General features: G+C 71.6%; 21 protein-coding genes and 1 pseudogene. 12 read left to right on the top strand and 10 right to left on the bottom strand.

Features of this window, described 5'->3' with window-relative positions; genetic code table 11:
* Window positions 1-71 precede the first annotated feature (71 nt).
* From atpH to OV079_RS11040, 3 genes are all read right to left on the bottom strand, one after another.
* Complete coding sequence (atpH, locus tag OV079_RS11050; protein ID WP_267768095.1) at window positions 72-623, bottom strand: ATP synthase F1 subunit delta; 552 nt, start codon at window positions 621-623, stop codon at window positions 72-74.
* 58 nt (window positions 624-681) lie between these two features.
* Entirely contained in the window at window positions 682-1,305 is a 624-nt protein-coding gene (locus tag OV079_RS11045) for an ATP synthase F0 subunit B (protein ID WP_267768093.1), read from the bottom strand.
* 77 nt (window positions 1,306-1,382) lie between these two features.
* Window positions 1,383-1,754: a F0F1 ATP synthase subunit B family protein gene (locus tag OV079_RS11040; protein WP_267768091.1), complete on the bottom strand. Its 372-nt coding sequence runs from the start codon at window positions 1,752-1,754 to the stop codon at window positions 1,383-1,385.
* Window positions 1,755-2,346: 592 nt separating this feature from the next.
* Between OV079_RS11040 and OV079_RS55755 the strand changes: the two genes are divergently transcribed.
* The 4 genes from OV079_RS55755 (at window position 2,347) to OV079_RS11020 (ending at window position 7,201) form a co-directional block, all read left to right on the top strand.
* Window positions 2,347-3,381 (top strand): FHA domain-containing protein, encoded by a 1,035-nt coding sequence (locus OV079_RS55755; RefSeq protein WP_224192706.1) that lies wholly within the window; start codon window positions 2,347-2,349, stop codon window positions 3,379-3,381.
* Between the two features lie 348 nt (window positions 3,382-3,729).
* The gene (locus tag OV079_RS11030; RefSeq protein ID WP_267768089.1) at window positions 3,730-4,503 is read left to right on the top strand and encodes a succinate dehydrogenase cytochrome b subunit; all 774 of its coding nucleotides are present in this window, start codon (window positions 3,730-3,732) and stop codon (window positions 4,501-4,503) included.
* A gap of 24 nt (window positions 4,504-4,527) precedes the next feature.
* A complete protein-coding gene (locus OV079_RS11025; RefSeq protein WP_267768088.1) occupies window positions 4,528-6,441 on the top strand; it encodes a fumarate reductase/succinate dehydrogenase flavoprotein subunit in 1,914 nt (637 codons plus the stop codon).
* 13 nt (window positions 6,442-6,454) lie between these two features.
* Window positions 6,455-7,201: a succinate dehydrogenase/fumarate reductase iron-sulfur subunit gene (locus OV079_RS11020; protein WP_267768087.1), complete on the top strand. Its 747-nt coding sequence runs from the start codon at window positions 6,455-6,457 to the stop codon at window positions 7,199-7,201.
* Between the two features lie 72 nt (window positions 7,202-7,273).
* Here the strand turns inward: OV079_RS11020 and OV079_RS11015 are convergent, their stop codons facing one another.
* Window positions 7,274-7,945: a hypothetical protein gene (locus tag OV079_RS11015; protein ID WP_267768085.1), complete on the bottom strand. Its 672-nt coding sequence runs from the start codon at window positions 7,943-7,945 to the stop codon at window positions 7,274-7,276.
* A gap of 95 nt (window positions 7,946-8,040) precedes the next feature.
* Here OV079_RS11015 and OV079_RS11010 point away from each other — a divergent pair, with 95 nt between their 5' ends.
* From OV079_RS11010 to OV079_RS10995, 4 genes are all read left to right on the top strand, one after another.
* Window positions 8,041-8,265, top strand: coding sequence for a hypothetical protein (locus tag OV079_RS11010; protein ID WP_267768083.1), 225 nt, complete (start codon window positions 8,041-8,043; stop codon window positions 8,263-8,265).
* Window positions 8,262-9,623 (top strand): sigma 54-interacting transcriptional regulator, encoded by a 1,362-nt coding sequence (locus tag OV079_RS11005; protein ID WP_267768081.1) that lies wholly within the window; start codon window positions 8,262-8,264, stop codon window positions 9,621-9,623. Before OV079_RS11010 ends, OV079_RS11005 begins: the two co-directional genes overlap by 4 nt.
* Window positions 9,624-10,217: 594 nt before the next feature.
* Window positions 10,218-11,144, top strand: a complete 927-nt coding sequence (locus OV079_RS11000; RefSeq protein ID WP_267768079.1) for a choice-of-anchor L domain-containing protein — start codon at window positions 10,218-10,220, stop codon at window positions 11,142-11,144.
* A gap of 122 nt (window positions 11,145-11,266) precedes the next feature.
* A complete protein-coding gene (locus tag OV079_RS10995) occupies window positions 11,267-11,824 on the top strand; it encodes a tellurite resistance TerB family protein (protein WP_267768077.1) in 558 nt (185 codons plus the stop codon).
* Between the two features lie 417 nt (window positions 11,825-12,241).
* Here the strand turns inward: OV079_RS10995 and OV079_RS10990 are convergent, their stop codons facing one another.
* The 5 genes and pseudogenes from OV079_RS10990 to OV079_RS10975 all read right to left on the bottom strand — a co-directional run bounded on the left by OV079_RS10990 (window position 12,242) and on the right by OV079_RS10975 (window position 15,291).
* A complete protein-coding gene (locus tag OV079_RS10990; protein WP_267768074.1) occupies window positions 12,242-12,982 on the bottom strand; it encodes a P-loop NTPase family protein in 741 nt (246 codons plus the stop codon).
* 631 nt (window positions 12,983-13,613) lie between these two features.
* Window positions 13,614-13,883, bottom strand: a pseudogene (locus OV079_RS57650) (FHA domain-containing protein); the annotation flags it as partial.
* Between the two features lie 81 nt (window positions 13,884-13,964).
* Complete coding sequence (locus tag OV079_RS10985; protein ID WP_267778507.1) at window positions 13,965-14,498, bottom strand: cytochrome c-type biogenesis protein; 534 nt, start codon at window positions 14,496-14,498, stop codon at window positions 13,965-13,967.
* Entirely contained in the window at window positions 14,495-15,019 is a 525-nt protein-coding gene (locus OV079_RS10980; protein ID WP_267768073.1) for a hypothetical protein, read from the bottom strand. Before OV079_RS10980 ends, OV079_RS10985 begins: the two co-directional genes overlap by 4 nt.
* Window positions 15,016-15,291 (bottom strand): hypothetical protein, encoded by a 276-nt coding sequence (locus OV079_RS10975; RefSeq protein ID WP_267768072.1) that lies wholly within the window; start codon window positions 15,289-15,291, stop codon window positions 15,016-15,018. The genes OV079_RS10980 and OV079_RS10975 overlap by 4 nt, the downstream gene beginning before the upstream one ends.
* Before the next feature lie 587 nt (window positions 15,292-15,878).
* On the opposite strand from OV079_RS10975, the gene bcp reads away from it, so the two are divergent.
* The 4 genes from bcp to OV079_RS10955 all read left to right on the top strand — a co-directional run bounded on the left by bcp (window position 15,879) and on the right by OV079_RS10955 (window position 20,735).
* The gene (gene bcp / locus OV079_RS10970; protein WP_267768071.1) at window positions 15,879-16,715 is read left to right on the top strand and encodes a thioredoxin-dependent thiol peroxidase; all 837 of its coding nucleotides are present in this window, start codon (window positions 15,879-15,881) and stop codon (window positions 16,713-16,715) included.
* A 573-nt stretch (window positions 16,716-17,288) separates the two neighbouring features.
* On the top strand, window positions 17,289-18,326 hold the full coding sequence (locus OV079_RS10965; RefSeq protein ID WP_267768069.1) for a hypothetical protein: 1,038 nt from the start codon (window positions 17,289-17,291) through the stop codon (window positions 18,324-18,326).
* A 900-nt stretch (window positions 18,327-19,226) separates the two neighbouring features.
* Window positions 19,227-20,207: a glucokinase gene (locus OV079_RS10960; RefSeq protein WP_267768068.1), complete on the top strand. Its 981-nt coding sequence runs from the start codon at window positions 19,227-19,229 to the stop codon at window positions 20,205-20,207.
* Between the two features lie 6 nt (window positions 20,208-20,213).
* The gene (locus OV079_RS10955; RefSeq protein WP_267768065.1) at window positions 20,214-20,735 is read left to right on the top strand and encodes a hypothetical protein; all 522 of its coding nucleotides are present in this window, start codon (window positions 20,214-20,216) and stop codon (window positions 20,733-20,735) included.
* 356 nt (window positions 20,736-21,091) lie between these two features.
* On the opposite strand, the gene OV079_RS10950 is transcribed toward OV079_RS10955, so the two are convergent.
* Entirely contained in the window at window positions 21,092-23,182 is a 2,091-nt protein-coding gene (locus tag OV079_RS10950) for an ATP-dependent DNA helicase RecG (RefSeq protein ID WP_267768063.1), read from the bottom strand.
* Window positions 23,183-23,208 lie beyond the last annotated feature (26 nt).

Genomic DNA, 23,208 nt, shown 5'->3' with positions numbered 1-23,208 from the left:
GCGCGGTCCGCCGGGCGGCTGGACCTGAAATTGGGATCGATGGGGTGACGGTGTCGCGGAGAAGCCGGAGGCTAGCCGCGGAGAGAGGTACGAAGGTTGCCGAGCTGGGTCTTCAGGCTGCCGTCGTAGACGACGCTGCCGACCTGGGTGACGACGCCGCCGATGAGCTCGGGGTCGACGGCGGACTCGAGGAGGATGGTCTTGCCGGTGGCGCGCTCGAGCGCCGCCTTGATCTTGTTGACCGCGTCGGTCGGGAGCGGCCGCGCCGAGGTCAGCTTGGCGTGCACGCGGCCCGACAGCGCGTCCGACATCTCGGCGTACTGGCGGGCGATCTGCGAGGCGCCGGAGATCCGGCCGCGCTCGAACACGAACAGCAGGAACTTGCTGACGGTCGCGTCGAGCGACATGCGCTCGAGCACCTTCTGCAGCACCGCGCGGCGCTCGGGCACCGGGTACGCGCCCGACTCGAGCACCGTCAGCAACGACGGCTTGTCGAGCTCGTTGACCGCGGCGACACGGACGAAGCTGGCGATGTCGCGGCCGAAGATCTCGCGCTGGATCGGCGTGTCCGCGAGCTGGAGGAGCGCGCGGGCGTAACGACGGGCAAGGCTGCCGGGGATCATGAGGGCTCGTCCTGGAGTGGTTTCGGTGTCGGGGCCCGGAGGCCGAGAAATGGGCCGGTCACGCCGCCGGGCGGCCGTTCACGACCTCGACCGCGTAGTCGTCGACCAGTCGGGCCTGGTCGGCGTCGGTGAAGCGGGTGCGCAGAATCTCCTCGGCCCGGGCGATCGCGCGGTCGAGGACCTCGTTCTCGACCGCCTGCTTGCGCACCGCGACCTCGCGCTGCGCCGCCGCGATCGCCTGCGCCTTGAAGCGCTCGACCTCGGCGCGCGCCTCGGTCATCAGCCGCTGGCGGTCGGCCTCGGCGCCGACGCGGGCCTGCTCGAGGATCTCGCGCGTCTCCTGGTCGAGGCGGTCGACCCGCCGCTTGTACTCGGAGAGCACCGACTCGGCCTCGGACATCGCCTGCTGCGCCGCCGTGACCTGGGCCTTGATCGCGTCGTGACGCGCCGCGTTGTCGGCCACCAGCTTGCGAATGATCAAGCGGTGCAGCAGGAACGCCAGCACCAGGAAGTTGATCAGCAGGTAGACCAGGCCGATCCGGTGATCCGCGGGGTTGGGCCAGTTGAACCAGGTGATCCCCGCGTGGTGGGCCCCGTGCTCGACGGCGTGGACGGCCCCGGCGGCGGCCTCGGCGGCCTCGTGACCGACCGGCTCGTGGCCGGCGGGCGACGCCGACGCCACCTGCCCGATCAGACAGATGAACGAACCGACGGCGAGGCTGGTGAGCGCATGAATTGGATGAAGCGCGCGACGCACGGTCACACCGTCCTCCCGAGCAACTTGGTGGCGATATCCTGGGCGAGCTCCTCGACCCGCGTCGCCAGCGTGGCGCGGGCCTCCTCGGCCTCGCGGTTCAGGCGCTCGCGCAGGGCCTCGGACTCGCCGCCCGCGGCGGCGCGCGCCTCGGCGAGCTGACGCTGACGCTCCCCCTCGCTGCCCTTCACGGCCTCGGAGCGGATCCCGGCGGCGCGGGCGCGGGCCTCGGCCAGGCGGCTGTCGTAGCGGCGCCCCTCCTCGTCGGCGCGGGCCCGGAGATCCGTCGCCGCCGCCGTCGTACCGGTGATCGCCTGCTCGCGCCGCGCCTGCGTGGCGAGCCACGGCTTGAACAGCAACGGGTAGAGGATCGCCATCAACAGGAGAAGATGCCCGCCTGGATGAAGAACGTGCCGTCGATGTCGACGACGGGAGCGGCTGCTGCGGCGAAGAGAGGTGCGTGCATGGGGCCGTGAGCTTGTTCGGGGTGCCGCCCGCGGCCCGTGAGGCTGGCGGAGCGGTGCGTTGCGCTGGCACTGGCGCGGTCGGGGCCACCGGGGGGCCGCAAGTCCTTCGGCCCGAGAGAATCCGGCGGCTTTGACGAGCGCGCTGGCAGATCCGAGAAGCGGCGGGCATCTACCACGCGAAATGCGGGTGGTCAACGGACGCGAGCTCACATGCGAGCGCCGTGTCGCAGCGCCTTGCACACCGCCCTGAGGCCATCGCCAGACCTCTCGAGCGTCCCTTGGGACAGGTCTGGACGGCGCTCCTGAATCGGGCGCATAAACCGTCGCGGGACGTGAGAATTGTGGGGCCACGGGCGTCGGAGCCGGCGCACCTCGGACCCTCGTCGCGGGCCTCGCCCGCTCGGCTGTTTCCGCCCCCGGCCCGCGCTGCCAGGCGCCCTGAGCCGCCCGGCGGCGACAGTTGCATAGCGCTCGCGGCCACCGTCGCTTACGCTGCTGGTCCGTGAGCAGCAAACGGCCCGACCCGTACGACCGCGCGATGAGCCCCCTGGCCGCGGACGACGACGAGAGTGATCGCGACATCGACGCCGATCTGCGCGGCGACACGCGGCCGATCGACCTCATCGACGTGTTCGGGCGGGCTCGCGGGGTGGTCGCCGAGATGGTCCGCAGCACGCCGACCGGTGACACCCTGGTGGTCGTCACCAACGAGCTCGGCTTCCCGGTCGGCCAACGCGCGATCCGCCGGCCCGAGAGCCTACCCTACGCCCTCGTGTTCGGCCGTCACAACCGCTGTACCCTGTCGATCCCGCACGACTCACGCGTCAGCCTCCGCCACATCCTGCTCACCGCGTGGCCGGGCCAGGGCGCTCTGCGTCTGCGGGGCTACGACCTCGGCGGCCGCGCCGGCATCGTCCTCGCCGACGGCAAGCGCGTGCCCGGCTTCTCCGCGCTGGGGCACGTCGCGCTGTCGTTCGGACGCACCGGCCTGGTCGTGCTTCCCGGCGGCCCTGCGGGGCTGTCGCTGCTCGAGGGCACCACCGATCAGGCCTTCCAGCGCCTCACCGGCATCGACCGCGACGGCGGCGGCATCCGTCTCGCCATCTCGGCGATGGCCGAGCCCAGCGTCGCCCAGCTCGGCGGCTACCGTCCGATCGACGTCGAGGCCCGTCCGCAGCCGCGTGGCATCCTGCGCCTGCGCTCGCTGAAGTCGAAGTCCCAGCGCGGCGCCGAGGCCTCGCGCGAGCTCGAGGTCGACAGCGAGCAGCTGCAGCGCGGCCTCTTGATCGGTCGCTACAGCGACCGCTGTTCGCTCGCGGGCTCGGGCCGCAACCTGTCCCGCGTCCATGCGCTCGTCACCGAGGAGGGCCCCAACTCCCTCCTCGTCTACGACCTCGCCAGCACCAACGGCGTGCGCCCGGGCCACGAGACCGAGGGCCCGTCGCACAGCGTCGTCCGGCTCCGCCACAACGAGCCGGTCATGCTCGGCCACTTCGAGCTGAGCTGGACCCCGGCCGAGCGCATCCGCGTCCACTGACTGCGGACGCCTCCGGTGCCCGCCGAGTCGCGAGGCTGCATGTCCTCGCGCGGAGTCGGCCAATTTTCGCCGCTGCGCGCCCGTTTTGCGCGAGGGGCACGTCCGCGGCTGCGGCCGGCCGCGGCGACCGTCGTCGGCGGTCCGCGCGGTGCGCTGGCGCTTGCGCATGCACACGACCGCGGACCGCGCTTTGACGGAGCCAACGCCGTGCGACTGTGCTATCTGCCCCATTGCGTCCAGGCCCGGAACGGCCTTCCGCCGCGCTAGCTCCCGCGTCCTGCGGGTAGCGACTCGCGGCACCCCGCGCCTCCGTCCTGGTCGCCCAGCTGGCCCCAACCGGACAATCCCATGACAGACGCGAAGCGGCCCGGACGCCTGAGCACCCTCGCCCGATCCTCGATCGGCGCCAAGATCGTCATGGCGACGACCGGCGTGATCCTCGTCGGGTTCCTCGTCGTGCACATGCTCGGCAACCTGCAGATTTATCTCGGGCCCGACACCATGAATCACTACGCGCAGACGCTCAAAGGCACGCCTGCGCTGCTCTGGGGCGTGCGCGCCGTCCTGCTCGTCAGCCTCGTGCTGCACGTGCTGGCCGCCGTGCGGCTCAAGGGGCTCAACAACGCCGCGCGCCCGCAGGCGTACGCGGTGCCGCGGCGCTACCGCGTCACCAGCAGCGCCGCCCGCTTCATGCTGCTGAGCGGCCTCGTGGTCCTGGCGTTCATCGTCTACCACCTGCTGCACTTCACCGTCGGCGCCACCAACCCGGCCGACTTCAACCTGCACGAGGTCCTCGACGTCGCCACCCAGACCTGGGTGCGCAACGACAACGAGCAGCTGATCGCCAAGCTCCCGCCCGAGCTGGTCCGCCACGACGTCTACAGCATGTTCGTGCGCGGCTTCCAGAACCCGCTGATCGCCGGCACGTACATCGTCGCCCAGCTGCTGCTGGCGATGCACCTCAGCCACGCGGTCGCCAGCATGCTGCACACCCTCGGCCTGTCCAAGGGGACAGCCGAGCGCGAGCGCAACATCAACATCGGCCGGGCCGTCGCCGCCGTCATCGTGCTCGGCAACCTCTCCTTCCCGATCGCCGTCCAGGCCGGCCTCGTCCACCTCTAACGCCCCTCGCTCCACCGCACCGCCATGGATCTCAACGCCAAAATCCCGGACGGCCCGATCGAGGGCAAGTGGGACCGTCACCGCTTCGAGATGAAGCTGGTGAACCCCGCCAACAAGCGCAAGTACAACATCCTCGTCGTCGGCACCGGCCTCGCGGGCGCGTCGGCGGCGGCCAGCCTGGCCGAGCTCGGCTACAACGTCGACTGCTTCTGCTTCCAGGACAGCCCGCGTCGGGCCCACAGCATCGCCGCGCAGGGCGGCATCAACGCCGCCAAGAACTACCAGAACGACGGCGACAGCATCTACCGCCTGTTCTACGACACGGTGAAGGGCGGTGACTTCCGCGCGCGCGAGGCCAACGTCTACCGCCTGGCGCAGATCAGCGTGAACATCATCGACCAGTGCGTCGCCCAGGGCGTCCCGTTCGCCCGCGAGTACGGCGGCCTGCTGTCCAACCGCTCGTTCGGCGGCGCCCAGGTCTCGCGCACCTTCTACGCCCGCGGCCAGACCGGCCAGCAGCTGCTGCTCGGCGCCTACCAGGCGCTCGAGCGCCAGATCGGCCTCGGCAAGGTCAAGATGTACGCCCGCCACGAGATGCTCGACCTGGTCGTCATCGACGGCGTGGCCCGCGGCATCATCACCCGCAACCTCGTCACCGGCGAGACCCGCGGGTGGGTCGGCGACGCGGTCGTGCTGGCCACCGGCGGCTACGGCAACGTCTTCTACCTGTCGACGAACGCCAAGGGCAGCAACGTCACCGCGAGCTACCGCGCCCACAAGCGCGGCGCCGGGTTCGCCAACCCCTGCTTCACGCAGATCCACCCGACCTGCATCCCGGTCAGCGGCGACTACCAGTCGAAGCTCACCCTGATGTCCGAGTCGCTGCGCAACGACGGCCGCGTGTGGGTGCCCAAGCAGAAGGGCGACGTCCGCCGCCCCGAGCAGATTCCCGAAGACGAGCGCGACTACTACCTCGAGCGCCGCTACCCGAGCTTCGGCAACCTCGTCCCGCGCGACGTCGCCTCGCGCGCGGCCAAGGCCGTGTGCGACGAGGGCCGCGGCGTCGGCCCGAGCAAGATGGCCGTGTTCCTCGACTTCGGCGACGCCGTCCGCCGCCTCGGTCAGAACGTCGTCGCCGACCGCTACGGCAACCTGTTCGAGATGTACGAGCGCATCACCGGCGAAGATCCTTACAAGACGCCGATGCGGATCTTCCCCGCCGTCCACTACACGATGGGCGGCTTGTGGGTCGACTACAACCTGATGAGCACGATCCCCGGCCTGCACGTGCTCGGCGAGGCCAACTTCTCCGACCACGGCGCCAACCGCCTCGGCGCCAGCGCGCTGATGCAGGGCCTGGCCGACGGCTACTTCATCATCCCGTACACCATCGGCAACTACCTCGCGCAGGCCAAGCTGCCGAAGATCACGGTCGACCACCCCGAGGTGCAGCGCAGCCTCGCCGGCGTGCGCGCGCAGACGAGTCGCCTGCTCGGCATCAAGGGCCGCACCACCGTCGACGAGTTCCACCGCGAGCTCGGCCTCGTCATGTGGGACTACTGCGGCATGGGCCGCACCGCCGAGGGCCTCAAGGTCGCGCTGCAGAAGATCCCCGAGATCCGGGCCCGCTTCTGGTCCGACGTCGCGGTCCCCGGCGCCAACGAGGAGCTCAACCCGTGGCTCGAGAAGGCCGGCCGCGTCGCCGACTTCCTCGAGTTCGGCGAGCTGATGTGCCTCGACGCGCTCGAGCGCAACGAGTCGTGCGGCGGCCACTTCCGCGAGGAGTTCCAGACCCCCGACGGCGAGGCGCTGCGCGACGACGCCAACTACTCGTACGCCGCGGTGTGGGAGTACACCGGCGAGGGCAGCGCGCCGCGGCTCAACAAAGAGCCGCTCGAGTTCAAGAACGTCAAGCTCGCGACCCGGAGCTACGCCTGATATGTCGAAGACGATGACCCTCACCCTGCAGATCTGGCGCCAGCGGAGCGCCGACACGCCCGGGTCGATGCAGACCTACAAGCTCGAGGGTGTGAACGAGCACATGTCGTTCCTCGAGATGCTCGACGTGCTCAACGCCAAGCTGACGAAGGACGGCCAGGACCCGGTCGCGTTCGACCACGACTGCCGCGAGGGCATCTGCGGCTCGTGCTCGATGGTGATCGACGGCCGCCCGCACGGCCCGCGCAAGGGCACGACGGCCTGTCAGCTGCACATGCGCACCTACAAGGACGGCGACACCATCACGATCGAGCCGTGGCGCGCCAAGGCGTTCCCGGTGATCAAGGACCTGGTGGTCGACCGCGGCTCGTTCGACCGCATCGTCGCCTCCGGCGGCTTCGTGTCGGTCAACACCGGCGTCACCGTCGACGCCAACGCCACCCCGATCGGCAAGAAGAACGCCGACGAGGCGATGGACTACGCCGCCTGCATCGGCTGCGGCGCCTGCGTGGCCGCCTGCCCCAACGCCTCGGCGATGCTGTTCACCGGCGCCAAGGTCGGCCACCTCGTCAAGCTGCCGCAGGGCCAGGTCGAGCGCCGGGGCCGCGTGCTCCGCATGGTCGAGCAGATGGACCGCGAGGGCTTCGGCGCCTGCACCAACCACCGCGAGTGCTCCGAGGCCTGCCCCAAGGAGATCAGCTTCGACGCGATCGAGCTGCTCAACCGCGAGTACATGCGCGCCCAGGTCACGAACGACTGACCCTCGCCGGTGCCTTCTGCAACGCGGCCGACGGACCTCCGCCGGCCGCGTTCGCGTTTGCGGCCCGGATTTTCAGCAGCTCGGGTAGCCGTCCATGCCCGGGTCGGGCGGCGGATCGCAGGCCTCGAAGCTGCCCGGGAAGCAACCGCTGGGCAGCTGGTAGATGTTCTGCCCCTTGCACACGGTCGTGATCGCGTCGTCGCAGCCCATCTGCGGCAGACAGCCGAGGAAGCTCAGCGGGTCGTTGAGGCACCAGATCGCCCCGTCGAACTCGAACGCCTGGCCCTCGATCGGCAGGCAGCCGAGCATGACGCACTCGTCCTTGCTCATCGCCGCCTCGCAGTCGACCGGCTCGGCGGTGGTGCCGGGCACCTCGCCGGTCGACGTCGAAGTCGACCCGCCCGAGCCGCCCTGGCTCTCCTGACCTGTCCCCGAGGACATGCCGTCGGTCTCGTTGCCGGAGCCGCCGCCGCCCTGCGTCTCGCTGTCGCTGCCGCTGCCGCTAGGGTCGGTCGTCCCGGTCCCCGACGCGCTCATGCCCGAGTCGGTCGGCTCCGAGTCCGACATCGTGCCCGACAGCGATCCCTCGCTCGTCGGCTCCGATCCCTCGCTCGAGCCCTGGCTCTGGCTGTTGCCGGCCGAGGCGGAGTTCGAGTCGCCCCCGCTGTCTCCGCACGCCGCCAGCGCCGCCGTCAGCACGACCGCACTCGCGACCACCCCATGTCTAAGCCACGTCTTGCGCACGAACGCAGGCTACGCGACAGCCTCCGGGCCCGTCAAACGCCCACGGCTGCGGCCGCTGTTGTCGTCCGCGCGCCTCTCGGGTCACACTCGCGCGGGTGACGATCTTCTATTGGGACTACTACGGCCCGGACGCCGAGGGCACCGCGCGTCACTTCCTCGTCCACCTCGGCGAGTACATCGTCCGCGCCGGTGTGCCCGACTGCGAGCGGGGCGTCGAGTCGGCGGGTGCCGGTCACTGCGCCGTGTGGTGCAAGGCTCCCGACGACGCGCGCGAGGCCATGTTGCGCCTGCGTCCGCGCCGCGCCGCTCCCGCGCCTTGAAGCGCCGCAACAATTTTTCGCGCGCGCTGCAAAACTCGGCCGGCTCGCAGCGACCTACTCGTGTGCAAGCGTCCTCCGAAGCCACCACTCTCCACCTTCATCCGCGCCAGTCCGACCCGGCCCGCGACCTCGCCCTCGCCCTCGACCTCGACCGCGCCGGCGGCCCCGTGGCGCTCGACCCGGCGCGCATCATCCTCGTCGGCAGCGCCCCCTCGGCCGACCTGCGGATCGGCGATCCCACCGTCTCGGCCAGGCACGCGCGGATCGGCGGCGACGGCCGCGGCATGGTCGTCGAGGACCTCGGCTCGACCAACGGCACCTACGTCGACGGCGTCCGGGTCCAGCGCGCCTGGCTGGCGCCGGGCGTGCGCCTCGGCCTCGGCGGTTTTCAAGCCACCGTCGTCGCCCAGAGCGCCGCGCCGCGTCCGCGCCTTTCCAACCCGCCCGGCATGATCGGCAGCTCGGCTGTCTTTCAGGACATGCTCGCCCGCCTGCGCAAGTTCGCCGGCCTCGCCCAGGCGGTGCTCCTCCGCGGCGAGACCGGCACCGGCAAGGAGCTGGCCGCCCGCGCCCTGCACGCCGAGGGGCCGCGCGCCGGCGGTCCGTTCGTCGCCGTCAACTGCGGCGCCATCCCCGAGGGCCTGTTCGAGAGCGAGCTGTTCGGCCACGTGCGCGGGGCCTTCACCGGCGCCGCGCGGGCCCACGTCGGCGCGTTCGCCCGGGCCCACCGCGGCACGCTCTTCCTCGACGAGATCGCCGAGCTGCCGCTGGGCCTGCAGGCCAAGCTGCTGCGCGTGCTCGAGACGCGGCGCGTCGTCCCCGTCGGTGGCGAGCAGGAGCAGGCGATCGACGTCCGCGTCGTCTCGGCCACGCACCAGCCGATGGAGCGCCTGGTCGCCGAGGGCCGGTTCCGCAGCGACCTCTACCACCGCCTCGGCGTGCTCGCCGTCGACATCCCCGGCCTGTCCGATCGCCCCGGCGACATCCCCGAGCTCGTCGCCCACTTCGCCGCCGAGCTGGCCGCCGAGTTCGGCCGACCGGTCCGCGTCACCGAGCAGGGCCTCCGCGCCGCCGCCCTCCGCCGCTTCCCCGGCAACATCCGCGAGCTCCGCAACCTCCTCCTGCGCGCCGCCGCCGTCCACGACGGTCCGCTCGGCCCGCACGAGCTGTTCCCGGCCGGCCCCGCCGCGCCCGCCGCCGTCGACGCGCTCGCGGTGCCGCGGGGCACCTACGCCGCCATGCACCGGCGCATGCTCGAGCTGGTCGTGCGCGAGGCCGGCTCGATCCGCAAGGCCGCCGCCCAGCTCGACGTCCCGCGCTCGACCCTGTGCGCCTGGCTCAAGGACGAGGCCGCATGAGATGTCCCTCTGGACATGTCCCATGCGACCTTCTCTAAAAGACAGCCCGTGCAGAGGCCCACACCCTGTGTGCGGGTCGCTACCTTGTGATCGGATCCTCCCACATGTCGTGAGGCCGGTCACCTCGTATCCCAGGTTTTTCCCAGAGGTGTACCCAGCTCGCGGTGAATACCGGCCAAACGGCGCTTTGGCGCAATCTGGCGCCTGGGGGCGATGGCCAACGCCCGGGACGCCCCGGCGGCGAGGCGCAGCGGCCGCCGGATTTGACTATTGGCGCCTCGGACGACCCGGGTACCGTGGCGTCATGCGGAAATTGAGCCTCAACGTTGTTCTCGCGGGCCTCACGGGGATCGGCGGCCTCGCCGCCTGTGAGAGCAAGGATGCTGAAGATTCGGCGACCACGTTACCGGGCAATCCGGGATCCTCACGCTGCCCACGACCCTGCCGAGCGGCGGGGAGAGCGACAGCGACGGCGCGACGGGGACCGGGGGGACGGAGGGCACGACCGACGGGGTCACGAGCGAGCCCGTCACCACCACCAGCCCCGGCACCGCCGGGCCCAAGTTCGACCTCGCGGCCTCGCCTGACGGCGGCATGGCCGACACCGGGGTCGAGCCGTGCGACAACCCCAACGACCCCGGTTGCATGTGCAGCATTCCTGACCACGTGCCGTGCGACAACGGGACCCAGGATCCCTTCCTCGCCATGGGCCTCAACTGTCCGGGCGAACTGCAAGTCACGGCCACGAAGTCGGGTTCCCCGGGGGCGATCGGCGTCCGCTACGTGTTCGGTCAGGGCGGCACCTTCAACCCGCGCGAAGGAGCCTCCTACGCGGTCATCGGCAGCGGCCTGGTCTCGGACCTCAACAACCAGACCCCGCCCGGCGACTTCAACCTCGAGCCCACCCACTGCAACGACGACGTCGGCGCCTTCGACCCCGGCAACAACTTGCCGCCGCCGCTGCGCACCAACGACGTCGGCGGCGACTGCACGCAGAACGCCGGCCTGCTCGGCAGCGGCGACTGCTCGAACACCATCCAGGGCCAGTTCCAGAACTTCGGCGCCAACGACTACACCGAGCTGCGCTTCGTCATGCAGGTCCCGCCGGACGTGACCTCGTTCAGCTACGACTTCGCGTTCTTCTCGGTCGAGTACCCCGACTACTACCAGTCGGCCTTCAACGACATGTACATCGGCTGGCTCGAGTCGGAGAAGTGGACCGGCAACATCTCGTTCGACCAGCAGGGCAACCCGATCTCGCTGAACGCCGGCTTCCTCGAGTTCAAGGACGACCCGAGCGGCCAGAACCCGATCCCGCAGTTCCAGAACACCTGCATGCGCCAGCACGCGGGCACCAACTGGCTGCAGACCACCGCCGGCGTCAGCCCCGGCGAGACCATCACGGTCGTGTTCGCCATCATGGACATCAGCGACTCGATCCTCGACAGCTACGTGTTCCTCGACAACTTCAAGTGGGGCTGCGAGCCGACCGGCAAGCCCAGCACCATGCCGCCCGGCTGAGCGGCGTCCGCATCGCCGTCACCGCCTCCGCTCCGGCCGGCTCAGCCGGGCGCTCGCTCGCGCCCCGGGGAGCCGGCCGGATCCACTGACAAGCAGCGGGCCCCTGGTAGCGTCCCTGGCGCATGTCCGTCACGCCCAGCGACAACGAAGACGCGTACTTCCAGCAGCGCGAGCGAGAGCTCCGCGAGCAGCTCCGCGAGCAGCTCGACAAGGCGGCCGGCGAGCTCCGCGACGACCGCAAGAACGACACCCTCTCGCTGTCCGACCGGATCGCCGCCCTCGGCTTCACCGGCGAGAAGCTCAAGGTGTTCGACCTCCTGCCGCTCGTCCACGTCGCGTGGGCCGACGGTTCGGTCAGCCGCAAGGAGCGGACCGCCATCCTCGACGTCCTCCGCGGCCGCGGGATCCAGCCCGGCACCGAGGCGTTCCGCACCGTCGAGAGCCTGCTGGAGGAGCGCCCGTCGCAGGCCTTCCTCGACCAGACCCTCGCCGTGCTCAAGGAGGCCGTCGGCGGCGCCCGGGCCGCCAACATCGTCGACCTCTGCGTCCAGGTCGCCGGCGCCAGCGGCGGCTTTCTGAACATGGGCACAGTCTCCGACGAGGAGCGCGCCCTGATCGAGCAGATCGCCAACCAGCTCGGCGGCCCCGCGCTCGCCGAGTTCAACAAGCAGCTCGGCTGAAGCCGGCCCCCTCCCCTCCGCGACCCGCGGCGCAGCTCCCGAGTGGGGCCGCTCCGCGGGTCTCGCACGTGCGGCGGGCGGCGCCTCTCTGTCCTCACGGGCAGGTCTTCGAGGACAGGACCGAAAGGAAATGTCGATAGGGACATGTCCTGCGGTGCATGTCTCCACCGGCGGCCGCGGCAGGTCGCCGCACGCGGAGGCGACGAGCTCGCGCGAGCGGTTCGTCGCGCTCTGATCCACACCCACGCTGCGGTCGCTCGCCGCCCGCGGAGGCGACGAGCTCCCGTCGCGCTCTGAACCTCTGCCCCGCTGCGGCACCTCGCCGCCGGTGAAGACGACGAGTTCGCCCGCCGCTCAGCGATACAGCAGCCGCTGCGGCCGATCGCCGCCCGTGGAGGCGACGAGCTCGCGCGAAGCTCAGCTGCGCAGCAGCCGCTGCGGCACTTCGCCGCCCTGGTTGATCATCTTGCGAAGCACCTGCTGCAGCGCCGGCGTGTCCTTGAACTCGGTCGCGCCGTCCTCGGACTTGCCGGTGACGAACAGCTGGCGGTACTCGATGCTGCTGTCGGCGCGGGTGTCGGGCTCGATGATCTCGATCACCTGCATCGACTCGAGGTTGACCCCGCTGTTGAGGCGGATGACCACGTCGATCGCGTGCGCCAGCGACAGCGTCAGGCCCTGGACCGCGCCGCCGGACGCGGTGCCGAGGGCGGCCAGGCGCGACAGCGCGTGGGCGGTGTTGATGCCCCACAGCGACACCACCGCGCCGCGGCTCGCCCCGGCCAGCGCGTCGATCACCCCGGCGGCGTCCTGGTGGCCGCACTGCTGCGAGATGAGCAGGTCGAGCCCGCCGCGCAGCAGGACCCCGAGCACCGGGCCGAGCTCGATCTTGTCGTTGGCCTCGGTCAGGCGGCGCACCGGGATCCAGCCCTTGCGGGCGCTGCCCAGCCGGCCCGAGTCGGAGATGCAGGCCACGCGCAGCGACTCCGGGATCTCGCCGACCAGCGCGCGCATGAAGCGGTCGAGGTTGACGCCGCCCGAGGCGCACACCAGCACGCGCCGGCACGACTTCAGCGCCGCCACCAGGAACTCGCGCATGTCGGCCGACAGCACGCCCTCCTGCACCAGCGCGGTCAGGTTGTTGGCGTCGGTGCGCATGCGCCGGAGGCTGATCACGTACTGCCGCGCCGGGTGCGGGGCAGCAGCGCGTAGAGGTAGAAGCCGTGATCGACGATGCCCTCGATGACGTGGGCGCCCTCGACCCACAGCCCCGCTTCTTGCACATCCGCTGCATCGCCATCAGCAGCGCGCGCTCGCCGGTGAAGCGCAGCTCGAGCCGCTCGCCGTTGCCGTCGTCGCGGACGACGTGGATCGGCGCGGTGCCGACGACCTGGATCTCGCGCACCGAGTCGTCGCGCATCAGGTCGCCGAGCGGGCCCCACTCGAGCATCTCTCGTAGGATCCGCTCGCGGAACGGCCCGACGTCGACCGTCGCCTCGATCTGCTGCGAGTCGCGGAAGTCGGCGAGGATCCCGTCGACCAGCTCGATGACCTCCTTGCGCTCCTCTTCGCCGACCTCGCCCGAGGTCATCGGATCGATCCGCGGCACCGCCTTCAGCAGCGTCTGGTGGATCTGCGCCGCCAGGCCGTCGAGGTACGTGCTCTCGACCCCGGCCGCGGCCACGCGCTGGGCCGACGTCACGAGGCCGGTGTCGTCCTGCTCCTCGCGGCGGCGCTTGTCGTCGGCCGACGACGGGACGATTGCACCGTCTTCGCCGTCGAGCATCAGGATGTAGTCGCCGACGTAGACGCGATCGGTACGGCGGACCGTCCGCGGGTTCTGGACCTTGCGACCGTTGAGATAGGTGCCGTTGGTGCTCTCGAGGTCGACCACCTCGATGCGGCCCTCGATCTTGCGGAAGCACAGGTGATGCTTCGACACGTTGACGCGGTCGAGCACGAGGTCGTTGTCGTCCTCGCGACCGATCGTGAACTCTTCGCCTGCGAACGCGAAACGCTGGGTCTGGCCGCCCTTTTCGTGGACTACTACCGTCAGCACAGACCGCTCTTACCGCGGAGCCCTCGCATGCTCAAGACCTGCACCCGGGACAGTCGGCCCCGGCGGGCGCAGGCCGGCGTGCTAGAACTCGTCGACGCGGTCGAGCGCGTCGTCGAGAGCATCGATTTCGCGCTGCGACGGCCCGCCAGGGCTCCCGGTCGGCGCCGAGGCGCTGCGGGCCGCGCCGGGCCGCGCCAGGGCGGCCGCGTCCGGCGAGGCCGCCGCCGCCGCCGTGCGCTGCGTGCCACGCACCCAGCGACGGGCGACGAAGAACAGCAGCGTCAACGCCACCAACGCCGCCACCGCCGTGCCCCACACCAGCTCGGGGCGGCCGATATAGCCGCGGATGTCGGGGAAGCGCGCCACGAGGGTGTTCTCGATGGTCTCGCGCGACTGGCCGCTGCGCGCCTGGTCGAGGATCTGCGCCTCGAGCTTGCGCGCGTTCGGCGACGGGCAGGTGGCGATCGTGCGGCCCGGGCAGTAGGGCGACATCAGATCGTGGCTGAGCTCGAGCATCAGCGCCTCGGCCTCGGCCTCGGGGCGGACGCTGGTGGCCGCTTCAGGCGCCGCAGGGCCGAAGCCGGCGCCGGGGCGGGCGCGGCAGCCATGGCTCAGTCCTCGCTGCCCATGTTCAGCTTCTTGGGGCCGCGTCCGCCGCCGCCGACGTGCTTCACCTTGGCCTTGCCCGTGTTCTTCGGCGGGTTCAGGGCCGCCAGGCAGAACTTGTCGTGGGCTTCCTTCTGCTTCGGGTCGTTGAGATCCGGCTTCGGCAGCGGCTCGTCGGTGATGTTCTTCAGGTACTTGGTGATCTTGTTCTCGATGATGAGCCAGTGGGCGTCGGCCTGGGCGACCGCGTTCTGGTCGTTGTTGTTGAACGCGTCGGGGTAGCCGTGCATCACCAGTTCGTGGGCCTCGAGGAAGTGGCCGATGAGCTTCGACTTCTCGAGGATCCGCGGCTCGTTGGAGAACAGGCGTTGCTGCCACGTGTTCACCAGCGGGATGAAGTTCTGCTTGAACTGGTACCACTGTTCTTCGGTCGGGCTGCCCGGCTCCGCACCTGCGCCCTTGGCGCCCTCTTTCTTCATCTCGTCGCGGAAGCACTCGAGCTCGCCGAAGTAGTTGAGCATCTTCTTCAAGTTCGCCTTGTCGAACTTGTGCAGGTGCTTCTCGCCCTCCGGGTCCTTGCGGTCCCAGGCCTTGAACTCCTCGTCGGACGGCGGGGGAGACCCGCGGGCGGCCGCTTGATCTCCTTCTTCACGTAGCCCGCCTCCTCCAGCATCTTCTTCTCGGGGTCTTCGGCCAGCTTGTCGGCCAGGGTCTTCCCGTCGCCCCCGCAGCCGGAGGACAGCAGCGACAGGGGGACGATCAGGCTGACCAGAACACCGAGGGACGATCGCAGTGCGGACATATCGAAGATCCTGAGCTCGGTCGCCACTTTAGCCGGCCGCCTGCGCCCGTGTAAAGCGCGGCGCCGGCGGTCCGCGCGGCCAGCGGCGGGAGCGGCCGCCAGGCCCCGCCGCGGCGCGTCTGCAGGCGGGCGCGTCTTCGACTCGAGCCCGCTCTGCGCCGCCCCGGCTCGGGTCCGCGGCCCGGCTCCTCGCTACCGGCCATCCGGGAGGAGGCTTGCGTCCGCTCGGCGGCCCCGACTCGCCGCGGCTCGCTGCCGGATCTCTCCTGCCTCGATCACGCGTCGTCGGCTGCTCGACCGTCGGAGCCGGGCCTCGCCGATCGCCGCGCCGGCTGGCGCCGCGTCGCCGCGACGCGGATCGATCCCTGCCTCGATCCACGAGATATCGCCTCGATCACCATCCGCACGCGACCTGTCCGATCGGACGGGACCTGCGCACGAGCGCGTGTTGGTGGCGACATTTCAGCGTTGCGACGGTCGGGCCGACAGCCGCCTCGACGGCGCCGCGACATCGTCGCCGCTGGTTGTTCTTTGATGCTGTGTCTGTAGACTCGCCGTGGCTGAACATTTCAACGCCACGGAGAGCCATGCCACCTCGCACTACCAGCGCGACCAGCAAGAAGACCGCAAGCAAGAAAGCCCCGGCCAAGAAGGCCGCCAAGAAGGCCGCCCCGGCCGCCCAGGCCGCTCCGGCCAAGAAGGCTGCCAAGAAGAAGGCCGCCAAGAAGAAGGCCGCCAAGGCCGCTCCGGCCAAGAAGGCTGCCAAGGCCGCTCCGGCCAAGAAGGCCGCCAAGGCCGCCCCGGCCAAGAAGGCCGCCAAGAAGACCGCCGCCAAGAAGACCGCCGCCAAGAAGACCGCCGCCAAGAAGGCTGCCAAGGCCGCTCCGGCCAAGAAGGCCGCCAAGCGGGCCCCGGCCAAGAAGGCAGCGCCCAGCCGCTCCGAAGAGGAGGAAGAAATAGGCCCTGGGCTGAAGCCTGGCGACCCCGCGCCGCCCTTCTCGCTCGCAGCGGACGACGGCAAGACCTACGCCCTGCGCGACCTCGCCGGGCGCCGGGTCGTCCTCTACTTCTACCCCCGCGACAACACCCCCGGCTGCACCACGCAGGCCTGTGACTTCCGCGACCGCCAGACACGCTTCGCCTCTTCGGGCGTGACCGTGCTCGGCGTCAGCGGCGACAGCCTCGCCTCGCACGCCAAGTTCCGGGCCAAGTTCGGCCTGAACTTCCCGCTGTTGTCCGACCCGGGGAACCAGGTCGCCACTGCATACGGCGCCTACGGTGAGAAGCAGATGTACGGGCGCAAGGTCCAGGGCGTCATCCGCAGCACCTTCGTGATCGGCCCCGACGGCCGTTTGGAAGCCGTCCACAGCCCCGTCAAGGTCGCCGGCCACGCCGACGCCCTGCTCGCGGCTCTGCCCGCCTGACACGCCCGCCCTCGGCGCATCTCCAATCCGGAGCGCGTCGCGCCGCCGAGGGCCGGCGTGTTTTTCTTTGGTTCGGACGCGCTTCGTCGCTTGTCGCGGGAGACGCCGCACGGCCGAGCCCGTTTCGTCGGCAGGTCTCGTCGCGGCCCCTGACGAGCTCTTTGCGCTGCCTGGAAGTCGATTGCCGTCCTCGACGCGGGACCCCATCCCCGCGCCGGATCGGCGCGCGACGAGGACGGGCTTGGCCATGCTGACGCCTGCGCACGGCCCAGCCCGCTTCGTCGCGTGAACGGGCTGTTCTTCGGCTACCGGGAGCGGCCCTCACCGCGAGAATCCGTACCGCGGTCGCCTCATGGGCCTTCTTCGTCCGTGCCACGCCCCTCGCGCAGGGCACTCGCTGCGCCCGTCGCGTCCGCCGCCTTCGCGGACGCCGGCGACCCCTGCCCGCCGCGCCCGGGATCCTCCACACCCGTCGCCCCCTTGTCCTCCAGCCGCGCCCGTGCCGCAGGGAAAAGAAAGACCGGCCCCCGGCAGATCCCGCTCGCCAGGGCTTTGCGGTACCCTCCGCTCGTCATGAGCGCGCCGTCCCGCCCGGTCCTGCGCCGCCTGTCCTCGAGGACCTGGCCGATCGTGCCTGTCCTTTGCGCCCTGGTCTGTACGACAGCCGCCGCGGAGCCGCCCGCGCCCCCCGCGCCCGCCGCACCCACCAGCGGCGGCTACTGGCTCGGCGCGCACCTGCTCGGTCCTGGGCCCGGCGTGCTCGCGGCCACCGAGGCCATGTCGCTCGGCACCTCGGTCGAGGGCGCGCCGACCTCGGTGGGGGCCGTCGTCGGCCAGGTCGGCACCATTCACGACGCCATGCGCTTCGTCGCCCGCTGGGCCTTCGCCGCGGTCGTCGGTTCGCCGCGCGACCGGACCCTGCGCCTGGCGCCCGCGCCGATCCCCGGCGGCGATCTGTTGCCGACGCACGGCGCGGTCCTCGTCGCGCTCACCGTCCAGGGACGCAGCCCTGACGGCGGCACCCGCACCGTGCAGTGGCCCAAGGACCAGGCCGAGCTGCTGCCGCCCGAGCTCGCGTGGGTCCCCGCCGCGCTGATCCCCGATCGCGCCCCGCTGTTCGCCGCCCCGGCCGCTCGCGTCCCGCCGACCAGCGAGCGCTTCGCCCTGGCGCGCCGATCCGGCAGCCTGTTCGTGCTCGGCGCCCTCGACCGCTGCGACGACCGCTCGCCCCTGCCGGGCGCTGCCGGCGAGCCCCAGCGCGTCTGCCTGCGCTGGTACCAGGTCGTCGCCCGCGACGGCGAGCGGTTCCAGGCCGGCTACTTGCCCGCCTTTCAGGTCGCCCTCGTCGAGGACTGGCGCCGGGGCCAAGGCGCCCTCCCGCGGGCCCAGCTGATCGCCAGCGGCACCCGCGGCGACGCGGCCCAGTTCGTCCTCGTCGCCCGCGCGCGCGACAACACCATGCACCGCCTCACCCTCGAGGCCCCGCTGGCCGGCGACGTCTTCCCCGAGGCCACCCTCAGCGTCGACGGCGACTGGGCCGAGGTCCGCTTCGCCGGCGCCGCCCCGCGCCGGATCGCCCTCGACGCGACCATGGACGCTCGCCCGCGCTGACGCGAGGGACATGCTCCGGAGGACAGTTCTTTCGCATGTCCTCGGAGACATGCATCGAAAGACAGGCCGCAAGCTCGGCGGGCGACGCACATGTCCTCGGCGACATGCCGTGAAAGACAGGCGAAACAACCCGGCGCAGCAGGTACGTCTGTCCGCGGGGCATGTTGTGACGGACGGGCGAAACATCCCGACGCAGCAGGGGCACCTCGCCCCGGCGACGAACCAACCCGACGCAGCGGGCGCGCTCATTCTCGGCGACACGCACGAAAGCCATACTCGGGCATATATCTGGCGCGCCTTTCCTCTGTCCCCGGCGACATGCCTTGAAAGACAGACGGCACACCCCGGCGCAGCAACCGGACCTGTCCTCGACGACATGCGCGAAAGACGGGCGATACTCGGGCGTATCTCTGGCGCGCCTGTCCTCGACGGCATGCCGTGAAAGACAGAGGCACACCCCGGCGCCGCAACCGGACCTGTCCCCGATGCGTGCGCGAAGGCCATACCTGGGCGCATCTCTGGATCGCCTGTCCTCGGCGACATGCCTTCAAAGACAGTCAGCACACCCCGCAGCAGCACCGGACCTGTCCCCGACGACATGCCGTGAACGACCGGCCACACTCGGGCACATATCTGGCGCACCTGTCCCCGGCGACATCCTTGAAACCAGGCGGCACACTCCGGCGCCGCGACCAGAACCTGTCCCCGACGACATGCCGTGAACGACCGGCAGAGTCGCCTCGCCGCCTCGCGCGGACCGCGATCCCGGCGATTCTGTCGGGCAGCGCGGCTCGCCCACGTTCGGCCCCACCGGCCCCCGTCGCGCGCGTTTCGGCCCGTCCCTGTGCCGCCCCGCGGCCGCGCTCGCGCTCGTGCGGGCGACGTGCTATCGGTGAGCGCATGCGTGTCCTCGCGGGCGACATCGGCGGCACCAAGACCCTGCTCGCGGTGCTCGAGCAGCGGGCGGACGGTCGGCTTTACGTCCTCGAGCGTCAGCGCTACGTCAGCGCCGAGCACCCCGGCCTGGCGCCGATCGTGCGCGACTTCCTGGCCCGCACGAACGTCCCCGACATCACCCGCGCCGGCTTCGGCGTCGCCGGCCCGGTCGTCGACCGGCGCAGCCGCGTCACCAACCTCCCGTGGCAGATCGACGCCGACGTCCTGGCCGGCGAGCTCGGCCTTCACTCGGTCGCGCTGGTCAACGACTTCGCCGCGGTCGCGCTCGGCCTGCGCGTCCTCGGCCCCGACGACCTCGAGGTCTTGCAGGCGGGCGAGCGCGATCCGGCGGGCCCGATCGCCCTGATCGGCGCCGGCACCGGCCTCGGCGAGGCGGCGCTCGTGCCGACCCCCGCAGGTCCGCGCTTCCTCGCCAGCGAGGGCGGCCACTGCGACCTCGCCCCGCGCAACGAGCTGGAGATCGCCCTGCTCCGCTTCCTGCTGCAGCGACACCACCGCGTCTCCTACGAGCGGATCGTGTCCGGCCCCGGCCTCGTCACCGCCTACCAGTTCGTCGTCGCCGAGGGCCTCGAACCTGAACTTTCGGACACCCGGGCGCGCATGGCCGCCGAGGACCCCGGCGCGGTCATCGGCGAGCGCGCCCTCGCGGGCGACGACCCGGCCTGCGTGCGCGCCGTCGACATCTTCCTCGACCTCTACGGCGCCGAGGCCGGCAACCTCGCGCTCAAGGTCCTGCCGACCGGCGGCCTCTACGTCGCCGGCGGGATCGCCGGCAAGCTGCTGCCGCGCCTGCGTCAGGGCCGGTTCCTCGCCGCCTTCGGCGACAAGGGCCGCATGAGCCCGCTGCTCCGCGACATGCACGTGGCCGTGGTCAAGAACACCGACGTCGGCCTGCTCGGGGCCGGCATCGCCGGTCTCGGCTGAGGCGCCATGGCCACGCGCGTCGACGCCCTGGTGGCCGGTTACCGCGCCGAGGTGCGCAACCGCTGGCTCCTCACCTGGGGCGGCCGCCTCGTCTCGCTCTACCTCGCCGGCCTCTACATCTACCTGTTGATGGTCCTGGGCCTCGACGACCCGTTCTACATCAGCCTCAACCTGGTCGCGATGGTCACCGGTCTGTCGGGCTTCGTCACCGCCTTCTACTACGAGGTCCCCGGCGTGGTGCGGGCGCTCCACGACCCGGACCCCGCGCTCGCCGAGGATGCCTGGGAGGCCGTCGAGCGCCTGCGCCCCGAGCTCATGCCGCGTCTGCTCGTCGACCTCAACCTCCCGCCCGACGAGCGGCCCGAGCTCGCCCGCAGCCTCGATCGCGCCGGCGTCGTCCGCCTCACCGAGGCGCGGGCCCGCGACCGCTGGCGCACGATCGGCCCGATCTACCTCGTCGGCTTCACGCTCGCCCTCGCCGGCTACATGTGGCTCGTCCACACCTGGGAGCCGGCGACCATCCGCTGAAGCCGCCTCAAGGTACCGCCGCGAGGCGCGACGGCTTCACGCTCGCCTCGCCCTCCTGGCCTGGGTGGGCCGGGCTCATCCGCCTCGCCGCCTCGCGCTCCGCGAGAGCGCCGAGGCTTCACGAGAACCTCGCCGGCGGCTCCTGGCTCGTCGGGAGCTGCGCAGCCTTGCACATCGTACATGTCCTAAACGGCATGCTCCAATGAACATGTCTCATTGACCATGCTATTTCCAGCATGTTCTAACAAGCATGCTCCGTGCGAGCGCCTCTCGCGTGCACCCGGCGCGCTCGCCTCGGACGCCGGCCCACCTGTCCCGCGGTACAGTGGGCCGCCTGCCGCGCACGGGCTGCCGCCTCACCCCGCGTCGCCGGCTTCCGGTCGCGCGTGGCGTTCGACCCGCGCGCGCAGCTCTGCGTGGCCGTGGAGCGCCGGGTCGCGCGCCAGCAGCTCGCTCGCCGCCGTGCGAGCCGCCTCGAGCAGCGCCACGCCCTCGCCGGCGAGCCCGGCCCAGGCCACGCGACCGGCCTGACGCAGCCCGAACAGCTCGCCGGGGCCGCGCTCCGCCAGGTCGCGCTCCGCCACGACGAAGCCGTCGTGCGTGTCGGCGAGCACCTGCAGGCGGCGCGCCGCGGCGCTGCCGGCTTCGGCCCCGGTGTGCAGCAGGCACCACGACGTCGCCGTCCCGCGGCCGATCCGTCCGCGCAGCTGGTGCAGCTGCGACAGGCCGAAGTGCTCGGCGTGCTCGATCAGCATGAACCTGGCCTCGGGGACATCCACCCCGACTTCGATCACCGTCGTCGCCACCAGCACGTCGATCGCCCCGGCGCGGAACTCGGCCATCGCCGCCGCCCGGCGGGCCGGGTCGACGCGGCCGTGGACCACCTCGATCCGCTTGCCCGGCAGCAGCGTCCGCAGCTCCGCCGCCGCCTCGTCGACGTCGCTGGCCTCGCGCGCGCCGGCCTCGATCTGCGGGCACACCACGAAGCCCTGCAACATGTCCCGGCGGACATGTTCCGCCAGGCGGAAGCGCGCCCGCGCCACCGGCCCCGCCATCAGCGTCGTGTCGGGCGGGCGCCGGCCCGGCGGCGCCTCGCGCAGCGTCGACACGTCGAGCTCGCCGACCAGCGACAGCGCCAGCGTGCGCGGGATCGGCGTCGCGGTCAGCACCAGCAGGTGCGGCGCCCGGCCCTTGTCGCGCAGCGTCGCCCGCTGGCGCACCCCGAAGCGGTGCTGCTCGTCGACGACGACCAGCCCGAGACGGCGGAGCTGCACGTCCTCGGTCAGCAGCGCGTGGGTCCCGACGACCAGGTCCACCGTGCCCGCGGCCGCCGCCTGGATCACCGCCGTCCGCTCGCCGCGGGTCATCGAGCCGGTGAGCAGCGCCAGGCGGATCCCCGCCGCCAGGCACCACGGCCGCAGCGTCGCCGTGTGCTGCTGCGCCAGGATCTCGGTCGGCGCCATCCACACCGCCTGCCCGCCCGCGGCCACGATCCCCGCGCTGGCCGCGAACGCCACCAGAGTCTTGCCCGAGCCGACGTCGCCCTGCAGCAGCCGCAGCATGGGCCGCGGGCGCGCCAGATCGGCCTCGATCTCGTCGATCGCCGCCCACTGCGCCGGCGTCGGCTCGAACGGCACGCACGCCCGCAGCTGCTCACGGCGGGCGCCCTCGTCCGGCAGCAGCGTCACGGTCACCGGCAGCGCCTGCGCGGCCGCGCGACGGCGCTGCAGCGCCAGCTGGGCCACCAGCAGCTCCTCGAACAGCATGCGGCGATGCGCCGGCGAGCGCCCGGCCTGCAGCGCCGCGATGGCCTCGGCCGGCAGCGCCTCGTCGGGCGCGTGCAGCAGCGCCAGCGCCGGCGCGAGCGGCATCAGGCCGAGGCGCGCGCACAGCTCGGGCGGCAGGGGATCGACCAGCGACGAGCCGAGCCGCTCGATCGCCGCCCGGCACAGCTTGGCCAGAGTCGCCTCGCCGACGCCCTCGACCTCCGGGTAGCGCACCGAGATCGCCGGTCCGGGCGCCTCGGGGTCGCGGATCTCGGGGTGGATCAGCGCCAGCTTGCCCTTCTTGCGGCTGACGCGGCCGACCAGCAGCACCCGCTTGCCGGCCTGCGCGCGCTCGGCCAGGCCGCCGACGCGGTGGAACCACTGGCACTGCAGGCCGATCTCGCGGCCCCCCTCCTCGACCACGCAGTCGAGCCCGGCGAAGAAGCGGCCGCGGAAGAACCGCTGCGAGAACTTGCGGATCGTCGCCACCACCGCCGCCTCGGCCCCGTCGGCCGCCTGGCTCAGCGGCGTGCGGTGGCGGCGGTCGCGGTAGCCCGTGGGCACCACGCGGGCCAGGTCGGCCAGCGTGTGGAGCCCGTGGGCGGCCAACTTGGCGGCGGTCTTGGGGCCGACGCCCGGCAGGGAACCGAGCTCGCCGGCCTCGCTGTCGCGCGGCGGCACGATGACCGATCGTTCAGGTCGCAGAG

The organism is Nannocystis pusilla, from assembly GCF_026626665.1.
Taxonomy (GTDB): Bacteria; Myxococcota_A; Polyangia; order Nannocystales; family Nannocystaceae; genus Nannocystis; species Nannocystis pusilla.
The sequence above is the reverse complement of the archived record's forward strand: the minus strand, read 5'-3'. Positions and strand labels throughout refer to the sequence as shown.

Excerpts from the sequence above, each read along its gene's own strand:
- OV079_RS10995 (WP_267768077.1), top strand. The coding sequence starts at position 11,267 with ATGTCCGTCACGCCCAGCGACAACGAAGACGCGTACTTCCAGCAGCGC.
- OV079_RS10965 (WP_267768069.1), top strand. The coding sequence starts at position 17,289 with ATGAGCGCGCCGTCCCGCCCGGTCCTGCGCCGCCTGTCCTCGAGGACC.
- OV079_RS10960 (WP_267768068.1), top strand. The coding sequence starts at position 19,227 with ATGCGTGTCCTCGCGGGCGACATCGGCGGCACCAAGACCCTGCTCGCG.
- OV079_RS10975 (WP_267768072.1), bottom strand. The coding sequence starts at position 15,291 with ATGTCCGCACTGCGATCGTCCCTCGGTGTTCTGGTCAGCCTGATCGTC.
- OV079_RS10955 (WP_267768065.1), top strand. The coding sequence starts at position 20,214 with ATGGCCACGCGCGTCGACGCCCTGGTGGCCGGTTACCGCGCCGAGGTG.
- atpH (WP_267768095.1), bottom strand. The coding sequence starts at position 623 with ATGATCCCCGGCAGCCTTGCCCGTCGTTACGCCCGCGCGCTCCTCCAG.
- bcp (WP_267768071.1), top strand. The coding sequence starts at position 15,879 with ATGCCACCTCGCACTACCAGCGCGACCAGCAAGAAGACCGCAAGCAAG.
- OV079_RS11025 (WP_267768088.1), top strand. The coding sequence starts at position 4,528 with ATGGATCTCAACGCCAAAATCCCGGACGGCCCGATCGAGGGCAAGTGG.
- OV079_RS11000 (WP_267768079.1), top strand. The coding sequence starts at position 10,218 with ATGGCCGACACCGGGGTCGAGCCGTGCGACAACCCCAACGACCCCGGT.
- OV079_RS11020 (WP_267768087.1), top strand. The coding sequence starts at position 6,455 with ATGACCCTCACCCTGCAGATCTGGCGCCAGCGGAGCGCCGACACGCCC.
- OV079_RS11040 (WP_267768091.1), bottom strand. The coding sequence starts at position 1,754 with ATGGCGATCCTCTACCCGTTGCTGTTCAAGCCGTGGCTCGCCACGCAG.
- OV079_RS10990 (WP_267768074.1), bottom strand. The coding sequence starts at position 12,982 with ATGCGCACCGACGCCAACAACCTGACCGCGCTGGTGCAGGAGGGCGTG.
- OV079_RS11030 (WP_267768089.1), top strand. The coding sequence starts at position 3,730 with ATGACAGACGCGAAGCGGCCCGGACGCCTGAGCACCCTCGCCCGATCC.